Source organism: Cryobacterium flavum, from assembly GCF_900103805.1.
Classification (GTDB): Bacteria; Actinomycetota; Actinomycetes; order Actinomycetales; family Microbacteriaceae; genus Cryobacterium; species Cryobacterium flavum.
On sequence record NZ_FNIB01000004.1, the window covers coordinates 102,544 to 121,215 of the forward strand.

Annotated in this window: 16 protein-coding genes; 9 read left to right on the top strand and 7 right to left on the bottom strand. The window is 66.5% G+C overall.

Annotated elements, in window-relative coordinates; all coding sequences use genetic code 11:
- The first annotated feature begins 8 nt into the window (after positions 1-8).
- Complete coding sequence (locus tag BLS91_RS06735) at positions 9-344, top strand: TIGR02611 family protein (protein ID WP_092339976.1); 336 nt, start codon at positions 9-11, stop codon at positions 342-344.
- 17 nt (positions 345-361) lie between these two features.
- On the opposite strand, the gene BLS91_RS06740 is transcribed toward BLS91_RS06735, so the two are convergent.
- Complete coding sequence (locus BLS91_RS06740) at positions 362-742, bottom strand: hypothetical protein (RefSeq protein ID WP_092339977.1); 381 nt, start codon at positions 740-742, stop codon at positions 362-364.
- Positions 743-921: 179 nt separating this feature from the next.
- On the opposite strand from BLS91_RS06740, the gene BLS91_RS06745 reads away from it, so the two are divergent.
- From BLS91_RS06745 to BLS91_RS06775, 7 genes are all read left to right on the top strand, one after another.
- Positions 922-1,980, top strand: a complete 1,059-nt coding sequence (locus tag BLS91_RS06745; RefSeq protein WP_092339978.1) for an LLM class flavin-dependent oxidoreductase — start codon at positions 922-924, stop codon at positions 1,978-1,980.
- 119 nt (positions 1,981-2,099) lie between these two features.
- Positions 2,100-4,286 carry a glycogen debranching protein GlgX gene (gene glgX, locus BLS91_RS06750; protein ID WP_092339979.1) on the top strand — a complete coding sequence of 729 codons (2,187 nt, stop codon included), beginning with the start codon at positions 2,100-2,102 and terminating at the stop codon, positions 4,284-4,286.
- Between the two features lie 10 nt (positions 4,287-4,296).
- On the top strand, positions 4,297-6,705 hold the full coding sequence (gene treY, locus BLS91_RS06755; RefSeq protein WP_241983128.1) for a malto-oligosyltrehalose synthase: 2,409 nt from the start codon (positions 4,297-4,299) through the stop codon (positions 6,703-6,705).
- On the top strand, positions 6,702-8,456 hold the full coding sequence (gene treZ / locus BLS91_RS06760) for a malto-oligosyltrehalose trehalohydrolase (protein ID WP_092339980.1): 1,755 nt from the start codon (positions 6,702-6,704) through the stop codon (positions 8,454-8,456). The genes treY and treZ overlap by 4 nt, the downstream gene beginning before the upstream one ends.
- A gap of 58 nt (positions 8,457-8,514) precedes the next feature.
- Complete coding sequence (locus BLS91_RS06765) at positions 8,515-9,036, top strand: hypothetical protein (RefSeq protein ID WP_092339981.1); 522 nt, start codon at positions 8,515-8,517, stop codon at positions 9,034-9,036.
- Complete coding sequence (locus BLS91_RS06770) at positions 9,033-9,779, top strand: enoyl-CoA hydratase/isomerase family protein (RefSeq protein ID WP_092339982.1); 747 nt, start codon at positions 9,033-9,035, stop codon at positions 9,777-9,779. Before BLS91_RS06765 ends, BLS91_RS06770 begins: the two co-directional genes overlap by 4 nt.
- A gap of 214 nt (positions 9,780-9,993) precedes the next feature.
- On the top strand, positions 9,994-11,004 hold the full coding sequence (locus tag BLS91_RS06775) for a hypothetical protein (protein ID WP_092339983.1): 1,011 nt from the start codon (positions 9,994-9,996) through the stop codon (positions 11,002-11,004).
- An 89-nt stretch (positions 11,005-11,093) separates the two neighbouring features.
- Here BLS91_RS06775 and BLS91_RS06780 read toward each other — a convergent pair whose 3' ends face one another.
- From BLS91_RS06780 to BLS91_RS06805, 6 genes are all read right to left on the bottom strand, one after another.
- A complete protein-coding gene (locus tag BLS91_RS06780; RefSeq protein ID WP_092339984.1) occupies positions 11,094-12,488 on the bottom strand; it encodes a DUF2079 domain-containing protein in 1,395 nt (464 codons plus the stop codon).
- A 400-nt stretch (positions 12,489-12,888) separates the two neighbouring features.
- Complete coding sequence (locus BLS91_RS06785) at positions 12,889-14,313, bottom strand: dihydrolipoamide acetyltransferase family protein (protein WP_092339985.1); 1,425 nt, start codon at positions 14,311-14,313, stop codon at positions 12,889-12,891.
- A complete protein-coding gene (locus tag BLS91_RS06790) occupies positions 14,313-15,332 on the bottom strand; it encodes an alpha-ketoacid dehydrogenase subunit beta (protein WP_092339986.1) in 1,020 nt (339 codons plus the stop codon). The genes BLS91_RS06785 and BLS91_RS06790 overlap by 1 nt, the downstream gene beginning before the upstream one ends.
- A complete protein-coding gene (gene pdhA / locus BLS91_RS06795; protein ID WP_092339987.1) occupies positions 15,329-16,471 on the bottom strand; it encodes a pyruvate dehydrogenase (acetyl-transferring) E1 component subunit alpha in 1,143 nt (380 codons plus the stop codon). The genes BLS91_RS06790 and pdhA overlap by 4 nt, the downstream gene beginning before the upstream one ends.
- A gap of 109 nt (positions 16,472-16,580) precedes the next feature.
- On the bottom strand, positions 16,581-17,069 hold the full coding sequence (locus BLS91_RS06800; protein WP_092339988.1) for an Lrp/AsnC family transcriptional regulator: 489 nt from the start codon (positions 17,067-17,069) through the stop codon (positions 16,581-16,583).
- 6 nt (positions 17,070-17,075) lie between these two features.
- Positions 17,076-17,849: an oxygenase MpaB family protein gene (locus BLS91_RS06805; RefSeq protein WP_092339989.1), complete on the bottom strand. Its 774-nt coding sequence runs from the start codon at positions 17,847-17,849 to the stop codon at positions 17,076-17,078.
- A 218-nt stretch (positions 17,850-18,067) separates the two neighbouring features.
- Here BLS91_RS06805 and BLS91_RS06810 point away from each other — a divergent pair, with 218 nt between their 5' ends.
- Positions 18,068-18,628 (top strand): YceI family protein, encoded by a 561-nt coding sequence (locus BLS91_RS06810; protein WP_092339990.1) that lies wholly within the window; start codon positions 18,068-18,070, stop codon positions 18,626-18,628.
- The last annotated feature ends 44 nt before the right edge of the window (positions 18,629-18,672 follow it).

Below are 18,672 nucleotides of genomic sequence, written 5' to 3' on the forward strand. Positions count from 1 at the left end.
TTGGGCAGATGTCTGAGCATCTCTCCCGCGATATCGCCAGTGGCAGTGACCCGCGGCATCCGGCGCGGCGGGCCCTGCGACGAGCTCGCGCGTGGGTTGACGGGCACCCCTATCTACTCTTCGCCTATCGCCTCGGGGTCGGGCTGCTCGGCACAGTGATTGTTGTTATCGGCATTATTCTGATTCCCCTGCCTGGACCGGGGTGGCTGATCGTCTTCTTGGGACTCGCCGTGCTCGGAACGGAATTCGCTTCAGCGCGTCGGCTCGGCGGGGTACTCAAACAGATTGTCACGCGGGTCTGGGCCTGGTGGCGTTCGCGTCGCGACCGTCCGGTGGCCGGCTGATCTGACCGCCGGCGCGCTCAGCGAGCGGTCAGAAACAGCGCGGCCAGCAGCGCGATGTAGACGATGACGAAAATTGCCGGCGTGACAAATCGCACGACATTGACCCAGGGAGCCATGGCCACGATGCTCCGGGTGAGCGCGCTGGGCGTCTCCAGGCCACGCAGGTCGGTGATGACGGCGAGGCCTTCATTGGCCGCGGCAATCTGGGCCAAAGCTCCGAAAATGCCCGAGGCCAGCAGAATGCCCGCCGCGGCGATGCGCACGGAGAGCTCTGTCGTGCCGAGGCCCAGGGAGAGAAAGCCCACGATGGCCGTGAGCAGGAAGGTCGGCGCGGCTTGGGACGCGATGATGTGTCCGCGGGCTTTCACCCAGGCAGTGATGAGCTCGGATTCGGTCATGGCTGGCTCCATTCTTCGGGTGCCGCACGGCACCTGGCTCTATTCTGGCCGCTCCGGCAGATCGTACGGCTCTTTCAACCGTGCGAGTCTGGGTGAAACGGAATAACAGCGGCCGGGCCAAGGTTCCACCGGTGTATGCATGTGCATAGAAAAGACTCGTTCTGAGAGGCTGTACCCGCGTGACGCACAAACTTGAACTGGGACTCGATACCTTCGGCGACGTTACCTTCGACGCCGATGGGCGGCCGCTGGCTCAGCCACAGGTGCTGCGCAACGTCGTGGCCGAAGCCGTGCTGGCCGACCAGGTCGGCCTGGATTTCTTCGGCATCGGCGAGCACCACCGCGCCGATTTCGCCGTGTCAGCACCCGAAGTGGTGCTCGCCGCGATCGCCGGCCAGACCAGCCGGATTCGACTGGGCTCAGCCGTGACCGTGCTCAGCTCCGACGACCCGGTGCGGGTCTACCAGCGCTTCGCCACGCTCGACGCCGTGTCGTCTGGACGCGCGGAGATCATTCTCGGGCGCGGTTCGTTCACCGAATCCTTTCCGCTGTTCGGCCTGGATCTCGGTGACTATGAGCAATTGTTCGAGGAGAAGCTCGAATTGTTCACCGAACTGCTCAAGGAACAGCCGGTGACCTGGTCCGGTCAGACCCGGGCAGCCCTGAACGACCAGACCGTGTTTCCGCCGACCGAGTCCGGAGCGATCAAGACCTGGATCGGTGTGGGCGGCAGCCCTGAGTCGGTCATTCGCGCCGCGCACTACGGTCTGCCGCTCATGCTCGCCATCATCGGCGGTGCGCCGCTCGCCTTCGCGCCTCTCGTCGACCTCTACCACCGCGCCCTGGCGCAGTTCGAGAAGCCCACGCTGCCGATCGGTGAGCACTCGCCCGGCTATATCGCCGAGACGGATGCTCAGGCTCGCGACGAAATGTGGCCGCACTACGAGGCGATGCAGAACCGCATCGGTCGGGAACGCGGCTGGGGCCCGGCCACTCGGGAACGTTTCGAGCAGGATGCCGGCCCCGACGGCGCCGTGTTCGTGGGTTCACCCGAGACCGTGGCCACGAAGATCGCCACGGTGGTGCAGGGACTCGGGCTCAGCCGGTTCGACCTGAAGTACAGCATCGGCACGCTCCCGCACGAGAAATTGATGAACAGCATCGAGCTCTTTGGTACCCGGGTCGCACCGCTCGTGCGCGAAGAACTCGGCTACGCCTGCCCGGAGCGGCTCGGATGACCGGATATGTCGGCGGATGCCTGTAGCGTGTTCTCCAAGCGCGATTCGGTCATCCGTCGGCGCTGTCTTGTCGCCTCTGTCACACCTGACCGTGTCCCGTCTTCATCCCGAGGAGTCTCATGGAAACCTGGCCCGGAACCGCCTACCCCCTTGGCGCAACGTTCGACGGGAGCGGTACCAACTTCGCACTGTTCAGCGAAGCCGCTCAACGCGTTGAACTCTGTCTCATCGATGAAGATGGAGGTGAGACGCGAGTTGAGGTGCGCGAGTCATCCGCTTATATCTGGCATTGCTACCTGCCGCTGGTGCAGCCGGGGCAGCGCTACGGGTATCGGGTGTACGGCGACTACAACCCGGCGGCCGGTAACCGGACCAACCCGAGCAAGCTGCTGCTCGACCCATACGCCAAGGCCACCACGGGGGCCATCGACTGGGACCCGTCGCTGTTCTCCTACGATTTCGACGACCCGGATTCGGCGAACGACGAGGATTCCGCCTCGCACATGATGCTCGGCGTCGTCGTCAACCCGTTCTTCGACTGGACCGGTGATCGATCCCTCCGCACGCCCTACAGCGAGTCCTTCATCTACGAGGCACACGTGAAGGGCCTGACCAAGCTGCAGGAGTCCGTGCCTGAAACCCAGCGCGGCACCTACGCGGGCCTGGCGCATCCGTCGGTGATCGACCACCTGCAAAAGCTCGGTGTGACTGCCATCGAACTGATGCCGGTGCACCAGTTTGTCAATGACGGCACCCTCGTGGAGCAGGGCCTGGGCAACTATTGGGGCTACAACACGATCGGATTCTTTGCGCCGCACAACGCGTATTCCTCGACCGGTGATCTCGGCCAGCAGGTGCAGGAATTCAAGGGAATGGTGCGCAGCCTGCACGCCGCCGGCATCGAGGTCATTCTCGACGTGGTCTACAACCACACCGCCGAGGGCAACCACATGGGTCCGACCCTGTCGTTCAAGGGCATCGACAACGAGGCCTATTACCGCCTGATGGACGACGACAAGCGCTACTACATGGACTACACCGGGACCGGCAACACCCTCAACGTGCGGCACCCGCACGTGCTGCAGCTCATCATGGACTCGCTGCGCTACTGGGTGCTCGAGATGCACGTCGACGGCTTTCGGTTCGACCTGGCCAGCGCCCTGGCCCGCGACCTCTACGAGGTCGACAAGCTCTCCACCTTCTTCGAGCTCGTGCAGCAAGACCCGATCGTCTCGCAGGTCAAGCTCATCGCCGAGCCGTGGGACGTCGGCCCCGGCGGCTATCAGGTCGGCAATTTTCCCTCCCAGTGGTCGGAATGGAACGGCAAGTACCGCGATACCGTGCGTGATTTCTGGCGGGGGGAGCCATCCACTCTCGGCGAATTCGCCTCCCGCGTCGCCGGATCGGCCGACTTGTACGAGCACTCCGGGCGCCGTCCGATGGCGTCGATCAACTTCGTCACCGCGCATGACGGCTTCACCATCGCCGATCTCGTGTCGTACAACGAGAAGCACAATGACGCCAACGGCGAAGACAACAAAGACGGCGAGTCGCACAACCGCTCCTGGAACTCCGGCGTCGAAGGTCTCAGCGATGATCCGGAGATTCGTGGGTTGCGCGCGCGGCAGGCACGCAACTTCATCGCGACGCTGCTTTTGTCGCAGGGGGTTCCGATGCTGCTGCACGGCGATGAGCTCGGGCGAACCCAGCAGGGTAACAACAACACCTACGCGCAGGATTCCGAGCTGACCTGGGTGCACTGGGACGAAGCGGATGTGCCGCTGATCGAATTCACGGCGGCCGTTTCCCGCCTCCGCCGCGAGCACCCGACGTTTCGGCGCAGTCGCTTCTTCGACGGTCGCCCCGGTAACCGCGTCGCGGGCGAATCGCTGCCCGATATCGTGTGGCTGGGCACCGATGGTGAACCGATGGCGTCGGAAGACTGGGACGAAAACCTCGCTCGCACGGTCGCCAAATTCCTCAACGGCAACGGAATCCGTGAACGAGACGTGCGCGGTCAGGACGTCACCGACGACAACTTTCTGCTGTTGTTCAACGCCGACGCCGAAGACGTCGAATTCACGCTGCCACCCAACGAATATGCCCCGGCCTGGGAAATTGTGGTCGACACCGCCGGTGAGGGGGCCGATTCCATCGCCCGTCCGGCCGGAGCCATCCAGACCGTGGCCGGTCGTTCCCTCGTGGTCCTGCGCGCCTATCACGAACCCGAAGTTGCACCGGATCACTCCGTCGCCGCGTCACTGGCCGGTGCCACCGGTCTGATCACGCTGCCGGGCCACAGCTGAGGGCCGTTCGGTGACCCTTGACGCAGATCTTTTCGTGACGGTGCCCGTCGTCGCGCCGTTGTCGACCTACCGCCTGCAGATCACTGCGGGTTTCGACCTTGACGCGGCCGCAGGGATCGTCGATTACCTTCGCGATCTCGGTGCCGACTGGGTCTACCTGTCGCCGCTGTTGAAGGCCGAAGACGGATCGGATCACGGCTACGACGTCGTCGACCACTGCCTGGTCGACCCAGCACGCGGCGGGGCGGATGCCTTGGGTCGCCTGGCCACTGCCGCGCATCGGGTCGGGCAGGGCGTGCTCGTGGACATCGTGCCCAACCACGTGGGCGTGGCCACGCCGCGGCAGAATCCTTGGTGGTGGGACCTGCTGCAGAACGGCGAACAGTCACGGTACGCCGAGGCCTTCGATGTGGACTGGGAGTTCGGTAGCGGCAGAATCCGCATTCCGGTGCTCGGTGATGATCAGGGCGGCGACGTTCAGCGCGGTGACGATCAGGGCCGCGGCGAGCTCGACCGGCTTGAGCTGGTCGACGGCGAACTGCGCTACTTCGACAACCGGTATCCGCTGGCGTCCGGAACCGCCGACGACGGTGCCAGCCCGGCCGACGTGCATGACCGCCAACACTATGAGCTCGTGAACTGGCGCCGCGCTGACGCGGAGCTCAACTATCGGCGCTTCTTCGCCGTGAACAGTTTGGCCGGCATTCGCGTCGACGTGCCGTGGGTGTTCGAAGAGTCGCACCGCGAGATCGTGCGCTGGGTCAAGGACGGTCTGGTTCAGGGCCTCCGGGTGGACCACCCCGACGGCCTCGCGGACCCGGCCGGCTACCTCGAAGCCCTGCGCCGCGCCACCGACGGGGCGTACGTGCTGGTCGAGAAGATTCTCGAGGGTCCGGAACAACTTCCGTCGAGCTGGGCGACGGCCGGGACGACCGGGTATGACGCCCTCGCCGACGTGGACCGGGTGCTCGTCGATCCGGCCGGTCAGCCTGCCCTTGACGCCCTGGAATCACGGCTGCAGGGCGACACCGTCGCTTGGAACGATCTGGTCTTTCGCAACAAGCGTGCGGTGGCCGACGGCATCCTTCGCTCGGAAGTGCTGCGCATCGCCCGTCTGGTACCGAACGACGAGGAGGCCGACACCACCGCCGACGCCGTGGCCGAACTGCTGGCCTGGTTTCCGGTCTACCGCTCCTACCTGCCCCTCGGCCAGGGCGACCTGCAGGTGGCGGCGGGGCGGTCGATCACGCACCGCCCGCACCTGGAGGCCGAGATCGACCGGCTGCTGCCGCTGCTGGGAGACCCGGGGCATCCGGCGGCCGTACGTTTTCAACAGACTTCGGGCATGGTGATGGCCAAGGGGGTCGAGGACCGGGCCTACTACCGGTTCGGTCGGCTGACCTCGCTCAACGAGGTGGGAGCCGACCCCGACGAGTTTGCGGTGACGGTGGCCGAGTTTCACGACCGGCAGCGCGCGCGCCAGGCCAGCTTTCCGCGGTCGATGACGACGCTGTCCACCCACGACACCAAACGTGGCGAAGACGTGCGCGCCCGTATCTCGGTGCTCGCCGAGATTCCCGCCGAGTGGGAGGCTGCCCTGGACCAGCTGCGGGAGGCGCATCCGCTCGGGGACGCACCGTTTGAGAACCTGCTCTGGCAGGCAATCGTCGGCTCCTGGCCGGCCAGCCGGGAGCGCCTCGCCGCCTACGCGCTCAAGGCGGCGCGCGAGGCCGGAACCATCACCACGTGGACAGAGCAGAACGCCGAATTCGAAGCGAAACTGGGGGACCTCGTCGCTTTCGCTACCAGCCCGGGGTCTACCCACGATCTGATTGCTGCGCTGGTCGAGCGGATGCAGCAGGCAGGCTGGAGCAACTCGCTCGCGCTCAAACTGCTGCAGCTGACCATGCCGGGCGTTCCCGACGTGTACCAGGGCAGTGAACTGTGGGAGACCTCACTCGTCGACCCCGACAACCGTCGCACGGTCGACTACACGCTGCGCCGTCAGTTGCTGACCCGCATCGACAGCGGATGGCTTCCCGAGGTAGACGAGACAGGTGCCGCCAAGCTGCTGGTCACCGCCCGGGCCCTGCGGCTGCGCCGCGACCGGCCGGACCAGTTCACTCGCTACGCCCCGGTTCCGGTTTTCGGGTCGGGCGCGAGCCACCTCGTGGCGTTTGATCGCGGGGGAGCGATCACCCTGGCCACCCGATTGCCGATCGGGCTGCAGGAGGCGGGCGGTTGGGGAGACACGACGATTGCTGTGGCGGGGCGCGCCTATATCGATCTGCTCACGCAGGAGCGCTTCGAGGGCCCGAACCTCGACGTCGCCCAGGTGCTCGCGCACTACCCGGTGGCGCTCCTGGCGGCCGTCGATGACCGAAATCCCGTCTCTACCCACACAGGACGACACGCATGAACGATCAGAAATTTGCCGTCTGGGCTCCTGGCGCGCGCGCCGTGCAGGTGCAACTCGGCCTCCGCCAGCTCGAGCTCACGGCGCGCGACGACGGGTGGTGGGAGCTGCCGGCATCCGCTCAACCCCCGGTCACCGGCCCGATCGACTACGGATTCATCGTGGACGGGCGCGGACCGTTCGCCGACCCCCGGTCGCGGCACCAGCCGGCCGGGGTGCACGCCCTCTCGCGCACCTTCGACGCCTCGGCCCACGTCTGGCAGGACGCCGACTGGACCGGTCGCCAGCTCGCCGGAGCCATCATCTACGAGCTGCACGTGGGAACCTTCACACGGGAGGGCACCTTTGACGCGGCCGCGAGCCGGCTCGATCACATGCATTCGATCGGCGTCGATTTCATCGAGCTGCTGCCGGTGAACGCGTTCAACGGCACGCGCAACTGGGGCTACGACGGCGTGCTCTGGTACGCCGTGCACGAGGGCTACGGCGGCCCGGCCGGGTACCAGAACTTCGTCGACGCCTGCCACCAGCGCGGCATCGGCGTCATCCAGGACGTCGTCTACAACCACCTGGGGCCGAGCGGCAACTACCTGCCCCAGTTCGGCCCGTACCTCAGTGAGGCGGCCGGTAACACCTGGGGCTCGTCCCTCAATCTCGACGGTCCGCACTCCGACCCGGTGCGCCGGTACATTCTCGACAACGCGTTGATGTGGATGGACGATTATCACGTCGACGGATTGCGCCTCGACGCGGTGCACGCCCTGCGCGATACCAGCGCCACCCACCTGCTCGAGCAGCTCGCCGTCGAGGTCGCAGCGCTCAGCGCCAAAACCGGCCGGCCGCGCACCCTGATCGCCGAATCCGACCTCAACGACCCCCGGCTCGTGACGCCGCGCGAGGCCAACGGCTACGGACTCGACGCACAATGGAGCGACGACTTTCACCACGCCGTGCACGTCGCCCTGACCGGCGAAACGACCGGCTACTACGCCGATTTCGAACCCCTCGACGCCCTCGCCAAGGTGCTCACCCACGGGTTCTTCCACGACGGCACCTACTCGAGCTTTCGCGAGCGCACGCACGGCCGCCGCATCGACCTCGAGCGCATGCCCACCTGGCGGCTGGTCGTCGCCTCCCAGAACCATGACCAGATCGGCAACCGTGCCGTCGGCGACCGGTTGAGCGAGCAGCTCGATACCGGCCAGCTGGCCATTGCCGCCGCGTTGACCCTGCTCGGGCCGTACACACCGATGTTGTTCATGGGCGAAGAATGGGGAGCCACGACACCGTGGCAGTTCTTCACCTCGCATCCCGAACCGGAGCTCGGCGCCGCCACGGCCCGTGGTCGCATCAACGAATTCGCCCGCATGGGCTGGGATCCGGCGCTGGTTCCCGATCCCCAGGACGAGCAGACCTTCGAGCGCTCCAAGCTCAACTGGAACGAAGCCGCCGAACCACAGCATGCTCGCCTGCTCAGGTTCTACCGCGACCTGGCCGCTGTGCGCCGCACCCGCCCGGACTTCACCGATCCCCGCTTCGACCAGATCGCCGTGGAATTCGATGCGGCAGCCGGCTGGCTGCGGCTGCACCGCGGCAGCACCCAGATCCTGTTCAATCTCGGCACCCAGCCGGTGCGCGTTCCGGCGGGGGGCGGTGACATCGTGCTGTCCTTTGCGGCCGAGGGCGAAGCCGTTCAGGGTCGGCTGCCCAACGCCCTGCAGCTGGCACCGCACTCCGTGGTCGTTCTGGCCTGATCTCGTCTGGCAAGATGGGGCTGACTGCTGCACGACCAGGCAGCAGAGAGGACCAGGCATGGGATCGTTTCTGTCGCCGACAACAGCCACTGCGCTCGAGCACCTGCTCAACCTGCAACCGGATGCCGCGCCCCTGGAACGGTTGCGCGCCATCCGCTCGCTGCAAGCAGCGCTCGACCACGACCCCGCCACGCTCGCCGCCGTGCGAGATGCTGTCGCGGCAGATACGTCGTGGGACGAGATCGCCGACGCGACCGGTCTCAAGGTGCCAGCGGCCAAATGGCGCTGGGGCGGTACCGACGACGAGATCAGTGCCCGCCTGGAAGCCGGCCGCAAACGATCAGTGCGGCCCAGCAGCGTACCCACCGAACTTCCCGGCCTGTCCGTCGCTGAGGTGGCAGCCGCGCGCGGAGTGAGCGCCCAGGCCATCTATCTGCAGGTGCGCCGCGGAACCCTGGTCAGTCGCACCGTGACCCTGCCCGACGGTCGCAGCTACAAACGCGTGTTCCCGGCCGGCACGCCCGACCTCGAATCCAGTCCCGATTCCCGCCCCGACATCAATGGAGACGTCCCACTATGACGAGTACCCCGACCACCCTCACGATTGAACGCCGCGCCGACCGGCTGCACGTCGAACTCAACCGACCCGACGTGCGCAACGCCATCGACCAGACCATGATCGACGAGCTGCACGCGGTCTGCGCCGAGCTCGAGCAGCAGCCTCGCATCCTGATCATCAGTGGCGCGAACGGTGTCTTCGCCTCGGGCGCCGACATCGCCCAGCTGCGCGAACGGCGTCGCGATGACGCGCTGCTCGGCATCAACTCCGGGCTGTTCTCCCGCATCGCGAAGCTGCCGATGCCGGTCATCGCGGCAATCGACGGCTGGGCGCTCGGCGGCGGCGCCGAACTAGCCTACGCGGCCGACTTTCGGATCGCGTCGACGAGCGCCAGGCTCGGCAACCCCGAGACGGCACTCGGCATCCTGCCGGCCGCCGGCGCACTGTGGCGCCTGGCCGAGCTGGTCGGGGAGCCGGTGGCCAAGGAGATCATCCTGGCCGGGCGCATCCTCGGCGCCGCGGAGTGCCTTGCTGTGCACCTGGTCACCGAGGTTCACGACCCCGACGACCTGCTGGCCGCCGCGCACGCGCTGGCCGACCGTATTGCGGCGCAGGATCCCCTCGCGACCCGGCTGGCCAAAGAGGTGTTCCACGCTCCCCGCGCGGCGCATCCGCTCGTCGATAACACGGCCCAGGCCATTCTGTTCGAATCGGAGGCCAAATTCACCCGAATGGATGCCTTCCTCGCCCGTCGCAAGCGTTGACCGCCCAGCCCGCCTGGACCGCCGGAGTTCTCACGACGAATCTCGGTGGCGAATTCAGGAAATCCGGAGGCTCGGCCGGCGCGGCGCGGCGCTGGTACGGGCGATTCTGGTCTGTGCCGGTTCGTTTTCCTGAATTCGCCACGGGAAAGGCCTGTGCTTGGATGGAGGGAGTGCGAGGGCGGACTGGTCTGCCCGCACTCGATCGGGGGACCTCATGACACTGGTGAACAGTTCGGCACCGACCCGCCCGCGGGATATCGCTGCAGCGCTGACTCTGTGGCTGCCTTTCATGGCGGTCGTCGTCACCTGGCTGCTGTGGATCGATCGCCTGCCGGGCGTGCTGCCACGGCAGTGGGGGCGCGACGGCGCGGTGAGCTCGACGATGCCCACCTGGGGAATGGCCGTGATTGCGCTCGTGGTGAGCCTGGGTGCTGCCAGTCTGGCCACCTACTGGCTCCGCGAGCGGGGTGCGCCCAATCGCCGCCAGGTCTACCTCGGGCTCGGCTTCGCTGCGGGGCTGTCGTCGAGCCTGTGGCTGACCACGGCCGGCATCACCGTTGCTGCCGGAGCCGCGGAACCGAAAATGGGCGCCTGGGTGCTGCTCACCTTCGCCGCCTGCGGGTATGGTCTGCTGCCGTTTCTGATTGCCCAGAAATGGGTGACGCCGGCGACCGTAACGGAACTCCCGGAGACGACCGCCGAGACAACGACCGCCGCGACAGCGACAGCCGATCCCTCCGCCACCTGGACCAAGGTCGTGACGAGCCCGGTCATGGCTACGATCGGCGGGCTCATCGTGCTCGGTGGGGCCATCGGAATCGTGGCCCAACTGCGCGACGAGGGGCTGACCGGTGCAGCCGCGGCCAGCGCCATGGCGGTGGCGATCGTCGTTCTCATCCTCACGGCCACGCTGCTCTTCGTGCAGGTTCGGGTGAGCGTGGACCAACGCGGGCTGCGCGTGGTGTCGCGGTTGCTGGGCATCCGTTTGAAGCAGGTGCCGCTCGACCAGGTGGAGTCCGCGTTCGCCGAGACCGTGAGCCCGTTTCACTCCGGTGGCTGGGGATACCGACTGACCGGCGGACGCTCGGCCGTGGTCATGCGTGGCGGGCCAGCCCTCGTGGTGAATCTGCGGCGCGGTAACCAGTTTGCCGTGACCGTCGACGACCCGCAGGCCGCCGCGGCCCTGTTGACCGGCCTCAGTGCCGCGAACCCGACGGCGCACTAGCGCCCGGGCCCACCTTATGGCCCGGGGCCCAGTTTCTAAACTGGCACCGTGGGTCGCGAAGTACAGCGTGGAAAATGGACGCAAGGGGATCAGGGCGCATTGGCGTCGCGGCGCGCCACCTCGTACCCGCCGGCGGCATAGATCGTGGTGAATTCCACTCCGGGGTGCAGCGCCTCGCCCACCACCTGCGCCGACGTCCACTCGGCGGGCAGACCGCCGGCGGCAAGATCGATCACGAGGTAATCCGGCAGCGGATTCTTATTGCCGAGCCAGTAGACATCCGTTCGTTCCACGAGATAGTTCATCAGCCCGATGTCTGATTCGACCAGCGCCCCGTCGGGCACAACCCGCAGCGCGGCGGTCGCAGCGGCGGCGCGATGCGTCGAAAAATGGGCCGGGACATCCGCCAGTTTGAACAGCGGCAGCGTCGTCGCGAGCACGAGCGCTGCGACAATCGAAACGGATGCCGCCAGCCGCCCGTATCCGCGCAGCCAGCCCCGCAGGCTGCCGCGAGCGAGCGCGATTCCATCGAGCGCGGCAGCAAACAGGATGGGCATCAGCACGGCGCTGTACTGCCAGGTCGGACCCCAGTAGCCCGAATTCTCCGACAGGAACCGCCAGGCCAGAGTGGGCAGCAGCACGAGCGCCAGCGGCGACCGCACCGCGATGAGCCCGCCCGCCACAATCAGCAGCAGCACGGTCACGCTCTTCTGCGGCTGAAATAGTGCGGCCGGGTCCTGCAGAATGCCGAGCAGGTCGATGCTGCTCGAATAGGCCCAGGCGCCGTTCGGGTTGAGCAGCGGCAGAATGACCAGGCTGGCCAGGGCGAACCAGGCCACGCCCCAGACGGCCAGCCACACGCCGAGCGGATGCCGGCTGCGCACGGCCAGCACGATGCCCAAGGCGGCCACGGTGAGTCCGAGGTCTTCCTTCACGAACACGAGCGGCATCGCCCAGAGCAGGCAGGCCACCCACTGGCGCCCCAGAAAGGCGCACAGCGACAGCGCCAGTAGCGGAACGGCGAAGGCAATCTCGTGGAACTGCGCCTCGACCGCCCCCTGAAGTCCCCAGCTGAACGCGAACGCCAACCCGAACAGCGTGCCCGTGAACGCACCGATCAGCCGAATGGCGGCAAAAGTGAGGGCGGCGGCGGCAAGGCCGAACAGCGCGTTCTGCACCACCAGCAGGGTGAACGCGTGCGGGAAGACTACGAAAATGGGGCCGAGCAACACCAGGAGCGGATGAAAATGATCACCGAGCAGGTTGAAGCCCTCGCCCTTGATCGTGACAATGGGCGCCTCGAGCGCCGCGTACTGCCGGGCCAGCTGGGTGAAGATTCCCAGGTCCCAGGACGGTGCGGCGAAACTGCGCCACTGCAGGGCCGAGAACACGGTGAACAGCGCGGTCGTCACTAGCCCGACAGCGGCCGGAAGCACGAACGGAGCCAGCGCGGGTCCGAACTGGCCGCGGCGGATTCCCCTCATCCGACCACGCTAACGCACCCCGTGGCTGATCCTGTAGCAGTACGGGACCTTTGGCCCTATGGGACCGATCCGGCAGGCGACACACTGAGAACGTGCCCCAAACAACGGCACATTCGGAGATCGCATGACACTCACTTGCCCCTTCTGCCGTTCACAAGCCCGACTGAGCCCGAATCCCGCCCACGCCGAGCGCAATTCACTTCCCGTCTACATTCTCAAGTGTTCCGGATGCGACCACATTAGTGTGCGCGTCACCCCGGTTCGCGGCCAGCGGGCCACAAACGCCGTCGGCGTCTGATTCACCGCATCACCCCGCTCATCCTCCCGTCGTCCCCCGCGCCGTCGAGGACAACAGGAACACCTTCGCATGCCCCATGCGAAGGTGTTTCTTTCTGTGCCCCTACAGATCGGCGAGCAGGCTCACCGGGTTTTCGATGCAACGGGCCACGTAGGTGAGAAACCCCGCGGCGGTTCCGCCGTCGCAGACGCGGTGATCGAACACCATCGACAGCTCAACGACGGTACGCACCGCGAGTGCGTGGTCGATGACCCAGGGGCGTTCGATCATGCGCCCGATGCCGAGGATCGCCGCCTCCGGATGGTTGATGATCGCCGCCGAACCGTCGACGCCGAGCGACCCGAAGTTGTTCAGGGTGAACGTTCCGCCGGTCAGCGCACTCGGCGCGAAGGTGCCGTCGGGGGATTGGGCCACGAGGGCGGCGATGGCGTCGCGCAATTGCCGGGTGCTCATCGCGTGTGCACCGTGGATGACCGGAACCATCAGCCCGCGCGAGGTTTGCGCGGCAATGCCGAGGTTCACGGCGCCGTGCTGCAGGATCTCCTGGCTCGCGGTGTCGACCGAGGAGTTGAGCACCGGAAACTGCCGCAGGCCGGCCACGACGAAACGCGCGATGAGCGCCGTCACGCTGAATCGTTCGCCGGTGGCTGTGAGCAGCTGATCTCGCGCTGCGAACAGGGCGGTCGCGTCGACATCGAGCCAGATGGTGGCCTCGGGGATCTCCCGCCGGGACGTGGTCAGCCGCTGTGCGACGACCTTGCGCAGACCGGAAATAGGAATGCGGATGTCGGCGCTCACGTCGTCGCGACCGGCCGGCGTTGCGCTGGCCGCCGCACCCGTCGCCGCAACCACGAGAACGGGCGGCGCGGACGTAGGCGGCTCCGACGTGGTCAACGCGGACGTCGTCAACGCTCGAATGTGGTCCTCAACATCGCTGCGCAGCACCAGATCGTTCTGGCCGCTGCCGGCGAGCATGCTCGCGTCGAACCCATTCTCTCGTGCGAGTCGGCGCACGATTGGCGACACGACGGGGGAGCGGCGGGCCGCATCGATACGGACCGGTTCGACCGCCGCGGGAATCGGCGTGGGCGTTGGTGCTTTCAGCCGGGCCGCGGCATCCGCTGTGGTGACCGTGCCGAATCGACCGGCGGCCACCGTGCGCGGCGGCCGGGTGCTCTCGGTGGTGCCGTAACCCACGAGAACCGCGCCGGAACCTTCGGACAAGGTACTGTTCGGCGCCGCGGCGACGGGAACTCCCACAGTGGCGCCAGCCGCGGACACATCGGTGACGGCATCGGCAACCGTCAACAGCACCTGCCCGGCGTGGATGACCTGCCCGGGCTCACCGAACAGGCTCGCCACGACTCCGCCGTAGGGCGACGGCAGCTCCACGATGGACTTGGCCGATTCGACCTCGACCACGGCCTGGTCGATGACGATCGTGTCACCGGGAGCGACCAACCAGGCCACGATCTCGGCTTCGGTGAGACCCTCGCCGAGGTCGGGCAGCAGAAACTCGCGGCTCATCAGGACCACTCCCAGGTGGAGAGTGCGGCCAGAATACGGTCGGGGGTGGGCAAGAAGTACTCCTCGAGCTTGGGCGACGGGTACGGAATGTCGAAGCCGGTGATGCGCAGAATGGGCGCGGCCAGGTAGAAGAAGTTGCGCTCGGTCAGGCGCGCGGCGACCTCGGCGCCGTAGCCGCCGAACTGCGCGGCCTCGTGCACGATGGCGGCGCGACCGGTTTTACGAACGGATGCCCCCACCGTCTCGTCGTCGAACGGCGACAACGAGCGCAGGTCGATGACCTCGATCGAGAGTCCCTCGGCCACGGCCTGCTCGGCGGTGGCGAGAGCCGTTTTCACGGTCGGGCCGTACGCGATGAGCGTGACGTCGGTGCCCTCCCGCAGCACGACGGCCCGGTTCAAGGGCTCGGTCTGCACCGGCAGCGCGAGGGAGGCCTTGCTCCAGTAGCGACTCTTCGGCTCCATGAAAATGACCGGGTCGTCGCTGCGAATGGCGTCGCGCAGCATGGAATAGGCGTCGGCCGGGTTCGACGGGCTCACCACGGTGAGTCCTGGCGTTGCCGTCCAGTAGGCCTCGGAGGAGTCGGAGTGGTGCTCGACGCCGCCGATGTCGCCAGCGTAGGGGATACGGATGACGATTGGCAGCGGGATCTTGCCGCGGGTGCGGTTGCGCATCTTCGCCACGTGCGACACGATCTGCTGGAATGCCGGGTAGCTGAACGCGTCGAACTGCATTTCCACTACCGGGCGCAGGCCGTACATGGCCATTCCGATCGCGGTGCCGACGATGCCGGCCTCGGCCAGCGGTGAGTCGCTCACCCGGGTCTCGCCGAATTCAGCGTAGAGCCCGTCGGTGACCCGGAATACGCCGCCGAGCGGTCCGACGTCTTCGCCGAACAGAACGACCGTCGGGTCATCGACCATCGCGTCGCGAATGGCCGCATTGAGCGCCGCAGCCATGGTGAGGCTTTCGGGCGCGCGCACGGCGGTGCCCGTCTCCAGGGTCTGCTGCGGGCTCATCGGATGCTCTCTTCGTTAGCAATAGCGGATGCCGCGGCATCGCCGTCGAGTTCGGCCGCCAGAAAGGCGCGCTGCTCGGCCAGGGCGGCCCGCGGGGTGGAATAGACGTGCTCGAACAGTTCAAGCGGGTCGATGACCGCCTGCTCGGTCATGCACTCGCGGGTGGTCGTAGCGAGATCCTCGGCGGCGGCCAGAATCAACGCCCGCACCTCCTCGGTGAGTGCGCCCTGGGCGACGAGATACTTTTCCAGGCGTTCGATTGGATCGCGGCTGCGCCACAGGTCGACGTCGGCGGTCTTGCGGTAGCGGGTGGGGTCATCCGAGTTGGTGTGGGCTTCGATGCGGTAGGTGAGGCCTTCAATGAGCGTGGGGCCGCCGCCGCTGCGGGCACGGTCCATGGCCGCCGACACGACGGCGTACATGGCCGCGACGTCGTTGCCGTCCACGTAGTAGCCGGGCATGCCGTAGCCGATCGCCTTGTCGGCGATGGTGCGGCAGGCCATCTGCTTGTCGAGCGGCACGCTGATGGCGAACTGGTTGTTTTGCACGACGAAGACCACCGGGGCCTGCCAGACGGCGGCGAAGTTGAATGCCTCGTGGGCGTCGCCCTCGCTCGTGGCACCGTCACCGAGCAGGGTGAGGGCCACGGTGTCGTCGCGCTTGAGCTTCGCGGCGGTGGCGAGGCCAACGGCGTGCAGCGCCTGGGTGGCGAGCGGCGTGGCCTGCGGGGCGATACGGTGCTGCTGGTAGTCGTAACCGCTGTGCCAGTCGCCGCGGAACGAGGCGAGAATATCCTTTGGCTCGACGCCGCGCGTGAGCAGCGCGATGCTGTCGCGGTAGGTGGGAAACAACCAGTCCTGCGGGGCGAGCGACGCGACGGCGGCGATCTCGCAGGCCTCCTGCCCGAGCGCGGACGGGTAGGTGGCCAGGCGGCCCTGCCGGGTGAGGGCGGTCACCTGCACGTCGAATCGGCGGGCCACGACCATCTGGCGGTACAGATCGAGAAGGGTCTCCACGGGTGGGAGGGCGAAGCCGCCACTCTCGTTCTGGGCGGCCGCACGGCCCTGATCGTCGATCAGACGCAGGGGTGGGGGTGCCAACTCGGCGGTCAGGCTCGGGTTCTCGACATTGAGGCTCATCAGGCAATGGTGCGCCCTTTTTACCGGCGCGGCTGCGCTTTTTCGCAGTTGTGAACGATTGGCCGATCCGCTGCCAGACGGCGGCCAAACGGCGTTTTGGAATCGTGAATCAGTGCCAGGCGTCCGGGGTGGCTCCGGGAGCGTGCCCGGTGATTTCGTCGAGAATCAGGTGTGACCGGGTCGAGATCACTCCCGGCATGGTGTGGATATCGCGGAGGATGGCTTGGCTGAGCTGCTCGTGATCGGGCGCGCTGACGGTGAGGATAATGTCGATGTCGCCGCTCACGGCCTGGGCCTTCTCGACGAAGGGGAGTTGCGCCAGCTGCGCGGCAATTTCACCCCAGGCCACGTCGCCGATCTTCACGACAACCAGCGCTGACACGTTGAGACCGAGCGCCTTGCGGTCAGTCTGGGCGCCGAACCCGGTGATCACGCCGTGGTTGACCAGCTTCTGTACCCGGGTGTGGGCTGCGGTGCGCGAGATGTGCACCTGCAGGGCCAGCTGGCGCATGGAGAGGCGGGCGTCACGGCTGAGCTCGGCGATGATCTGGCGATCGGTGCTGTCGAGTCCGGGGTGGGGAGTCTGCGGTTGCGTCATGAGTTTTCACACTACCGGCGCCAGCGCGGAAGCGTGGAGGGCGCGCAGGTAGTGATTCTTCGGCCAGTGTCGCAGCGCTTGAGGCAGCCGCGGATAGACCAAGCGGATGCCGCCCAGCACCCGCTCAAATCGTCGCTGCCGCCGGGTCGACCACGGCAGTTGGAAGAGTGTGCGAACGTGCGGGGGGAGTAACCCGGCGGTCATGAGACGGGCCAGGGGGAGGGCGGCGCGATACCAGAGCGGCGCCCTGCGGGAGTGCAACAGGTCGTGTGCGACAGTGCGGGTGGCGGCATCCGTGGTGAGGAGCGTCAACTGCTCATTCCAATAGCGGCCGAATGCTGCCCGGTCGCTCGGCCAGAGCTCCGGCGGCACCTGCAGCGACGTACCCAGGCGTGAATACTCCCGGTAAACCGCATCGGCGGTGTCGTCATCGAGGGGCCCGTAGACCAGGCCGTGCAGGTGAGTGGCCGATTCGTACAGCGTTGCGGCGACCCAGAGCTGCAGTTCGGGGGTGAATGCGTTGTACTCAGGGCTCGTGCCGCGCGAATGCACCGGACCGTGCGCGTGGTTGACCCGTGCGGTCATCGCTTCGGCCTGGTCGGCATCGCCGAACACGATCGCGTAGACGTAGCTGAGGGTGCCGTTCAGTCGGTCGAGCGGCCGGGCAGCGAAGTTGCTGTGGTCGGCCACACCGTGTCCGATCGCCGGATTGGCCAGCTGTAGCAGGATGGCGCGGCCTCCGGCAGCGATCAGGATGCCCTCGCCAGCGACCCCCTGCATGTTCGGTGCGCCTCGTTGTCTCACAGCTACCTCCCAATAAACACGCAGAACCCCGTGACAGGGTGAGCCTATTCGGTCGGGCTGAGTTTAGGTCTCGTCTGAACGCCCGAATAGGGGGACATGAATATTTGTCTTTCGGGGAATACCACCGTCTTCTATGCGCTTGCATGTATCCGAGGGCGACAAATCCTGGGCCCACACACTTGAGGAGAACTTTTATGAGCGACACTAACGTACTGAGCATCCCGGGCTACAAGGCCGGAACCTGGACCATCGACAAGACCCACAGCTCCGTCAGTTTCAGCATTCGCCACATCGTCATCAGCAAGGTCAAGGGCACCTTCGATGACTTCGACGCCACTTTCGTCACCGGCGAGAACCCGCTCCAGACGAGCGTCACCGCGTCCGCCCAGGTTGTCTCGATCAACACCAACGAGCCGGGCCGCGACGGTCACTTGCGCACTGGCGACTTCTTCGACGCCGAGACCTACCCGACTATCGGCTTCGTGTCGACCGGCGTGCGCGTGGTTAAGGACGAGTACCTTGTCGACGGCAACATCACCATCAAGGGCGTCACCAAGCCGGCCACCTTCGAGTTCGAGTTCGGCGGCTTCGGCGGAGACCCCTACGGCAACTACAAGTTCGGCGCCACGGCCAAGACCGAGGTCAACCGCGAAGACTTCGGCCTCACCTACAACGCTGCCCTCGAAACCGGCGGCATGCTGCTCGGCGACAAGGTCACGATCACCCTCGAACTGCAGGCCGCGCTCAACGCGTAACCCGTAGTTTTCTCGTGAGCAGGGCCCCACTTCGGTGGGGCCCT

Excerpts from the sequence above, each read along its gene's own strand:
- pdhA (WP_092339987.1), bottom strand. The coding sequence starts at position 16,471 with ATGAGCCTCAATGTCGAGAACCCGAGCCTGACCGCCGAGTTGGCACCC.
- BLS91_RS06790 (WP_092339986.1), bottom strand. The coding sequence starts at position 15,332 with ATGAGCCCGCAGCAGACCCTGGAGACGGGCACCGCCGTGCGCGCGCCC.
- BLS91_RS06765 (WP_092339981.1), top strand. The coding sequence starts at position 8,515 with ATGGGATCGTTTCTGTCGCCGACAACAGCCACTGCGCTCGAGCACCTG.
- glgX (WP_092339979.1), top strand. The coding sequence starts at position 2,100 with ATGGAAACCTGGCCCGGAACCGCCTACCCCCTTGGCGCAACGTTCGAC.
- BLS91_RS06800 (WP_092339988.1), bottom strand. The coding sequence starts at position 17,069 with ATGACGCAACCGCAGACTCCCCACCCCGGACTCGACAGCACCGATCGC.
- BLS91_RS06735 (WP_092339976.1), top strand. The coding sequence starts at position 9 with ATGTCTGAGCATCTCTCCCGCGATATCGCCAGTGGCAGTGACCCGCGG.
- BLS91_RS06775 (WP_092339983.1), top strand. The coding sequence starts at position 9,994 with ATGACACTGGTGAACAGTTCGGCACCGACCCGCCCGCGGGATATCGCT.
- treZ (WP_092339980.1), top strand. The coding sequence starts at position 6,702 with ATGAACGATCAGAAATTTGCCGTCTGGGCTCCTGGCGCGCGCGCCGTG.
- BLS91_RS06780 (WP_092339984.1), bottom strand. The coding sequence starts at position 12,488 with ATGAGGGGAATCCGCCGCGGCCAGTTCGGACCCGCGCTGGCTCCGTTC.
- BLS91_RS06740 (WP_092339977.1), bottom strand. The coding sequence starts at position 742 with ATGACCGAATCCGAGCTCATCACTGCCTGGGTGAAAGCCCGCGGACAC.
- BLS91_RS06805 (WP_092339989.1), bottom strand. The coding sequence starts at position 17,849 with ATGCAGGGGGTCGCTGGCGAGGGCATCCTGATCGCTGCCGGAGGCCGC.
- BLS91_RS06785 (WP_092339985.1), bottom strand. The coding sequence starts at position 14,313 with ATGAGCCGCGAGTTTCTGCTGCCCGACCTCGGCGAGGGTCTCACCGAA.
- BLS91_RS06810 (WP_092339990.1), top strand. The coding sequence starts at position 18,068 with ATGAGCGACACTAACGTACTGAGCATCCCGGGCTACAAGGCCGGAACC.
- BLS91_RS06770 (WP_092339982.1), top strand. The coding sequence starts at position 9,033 with ATGACGAGTACCCCGACCACCCTCACGATTGAACGCCGCGCCGACCGG.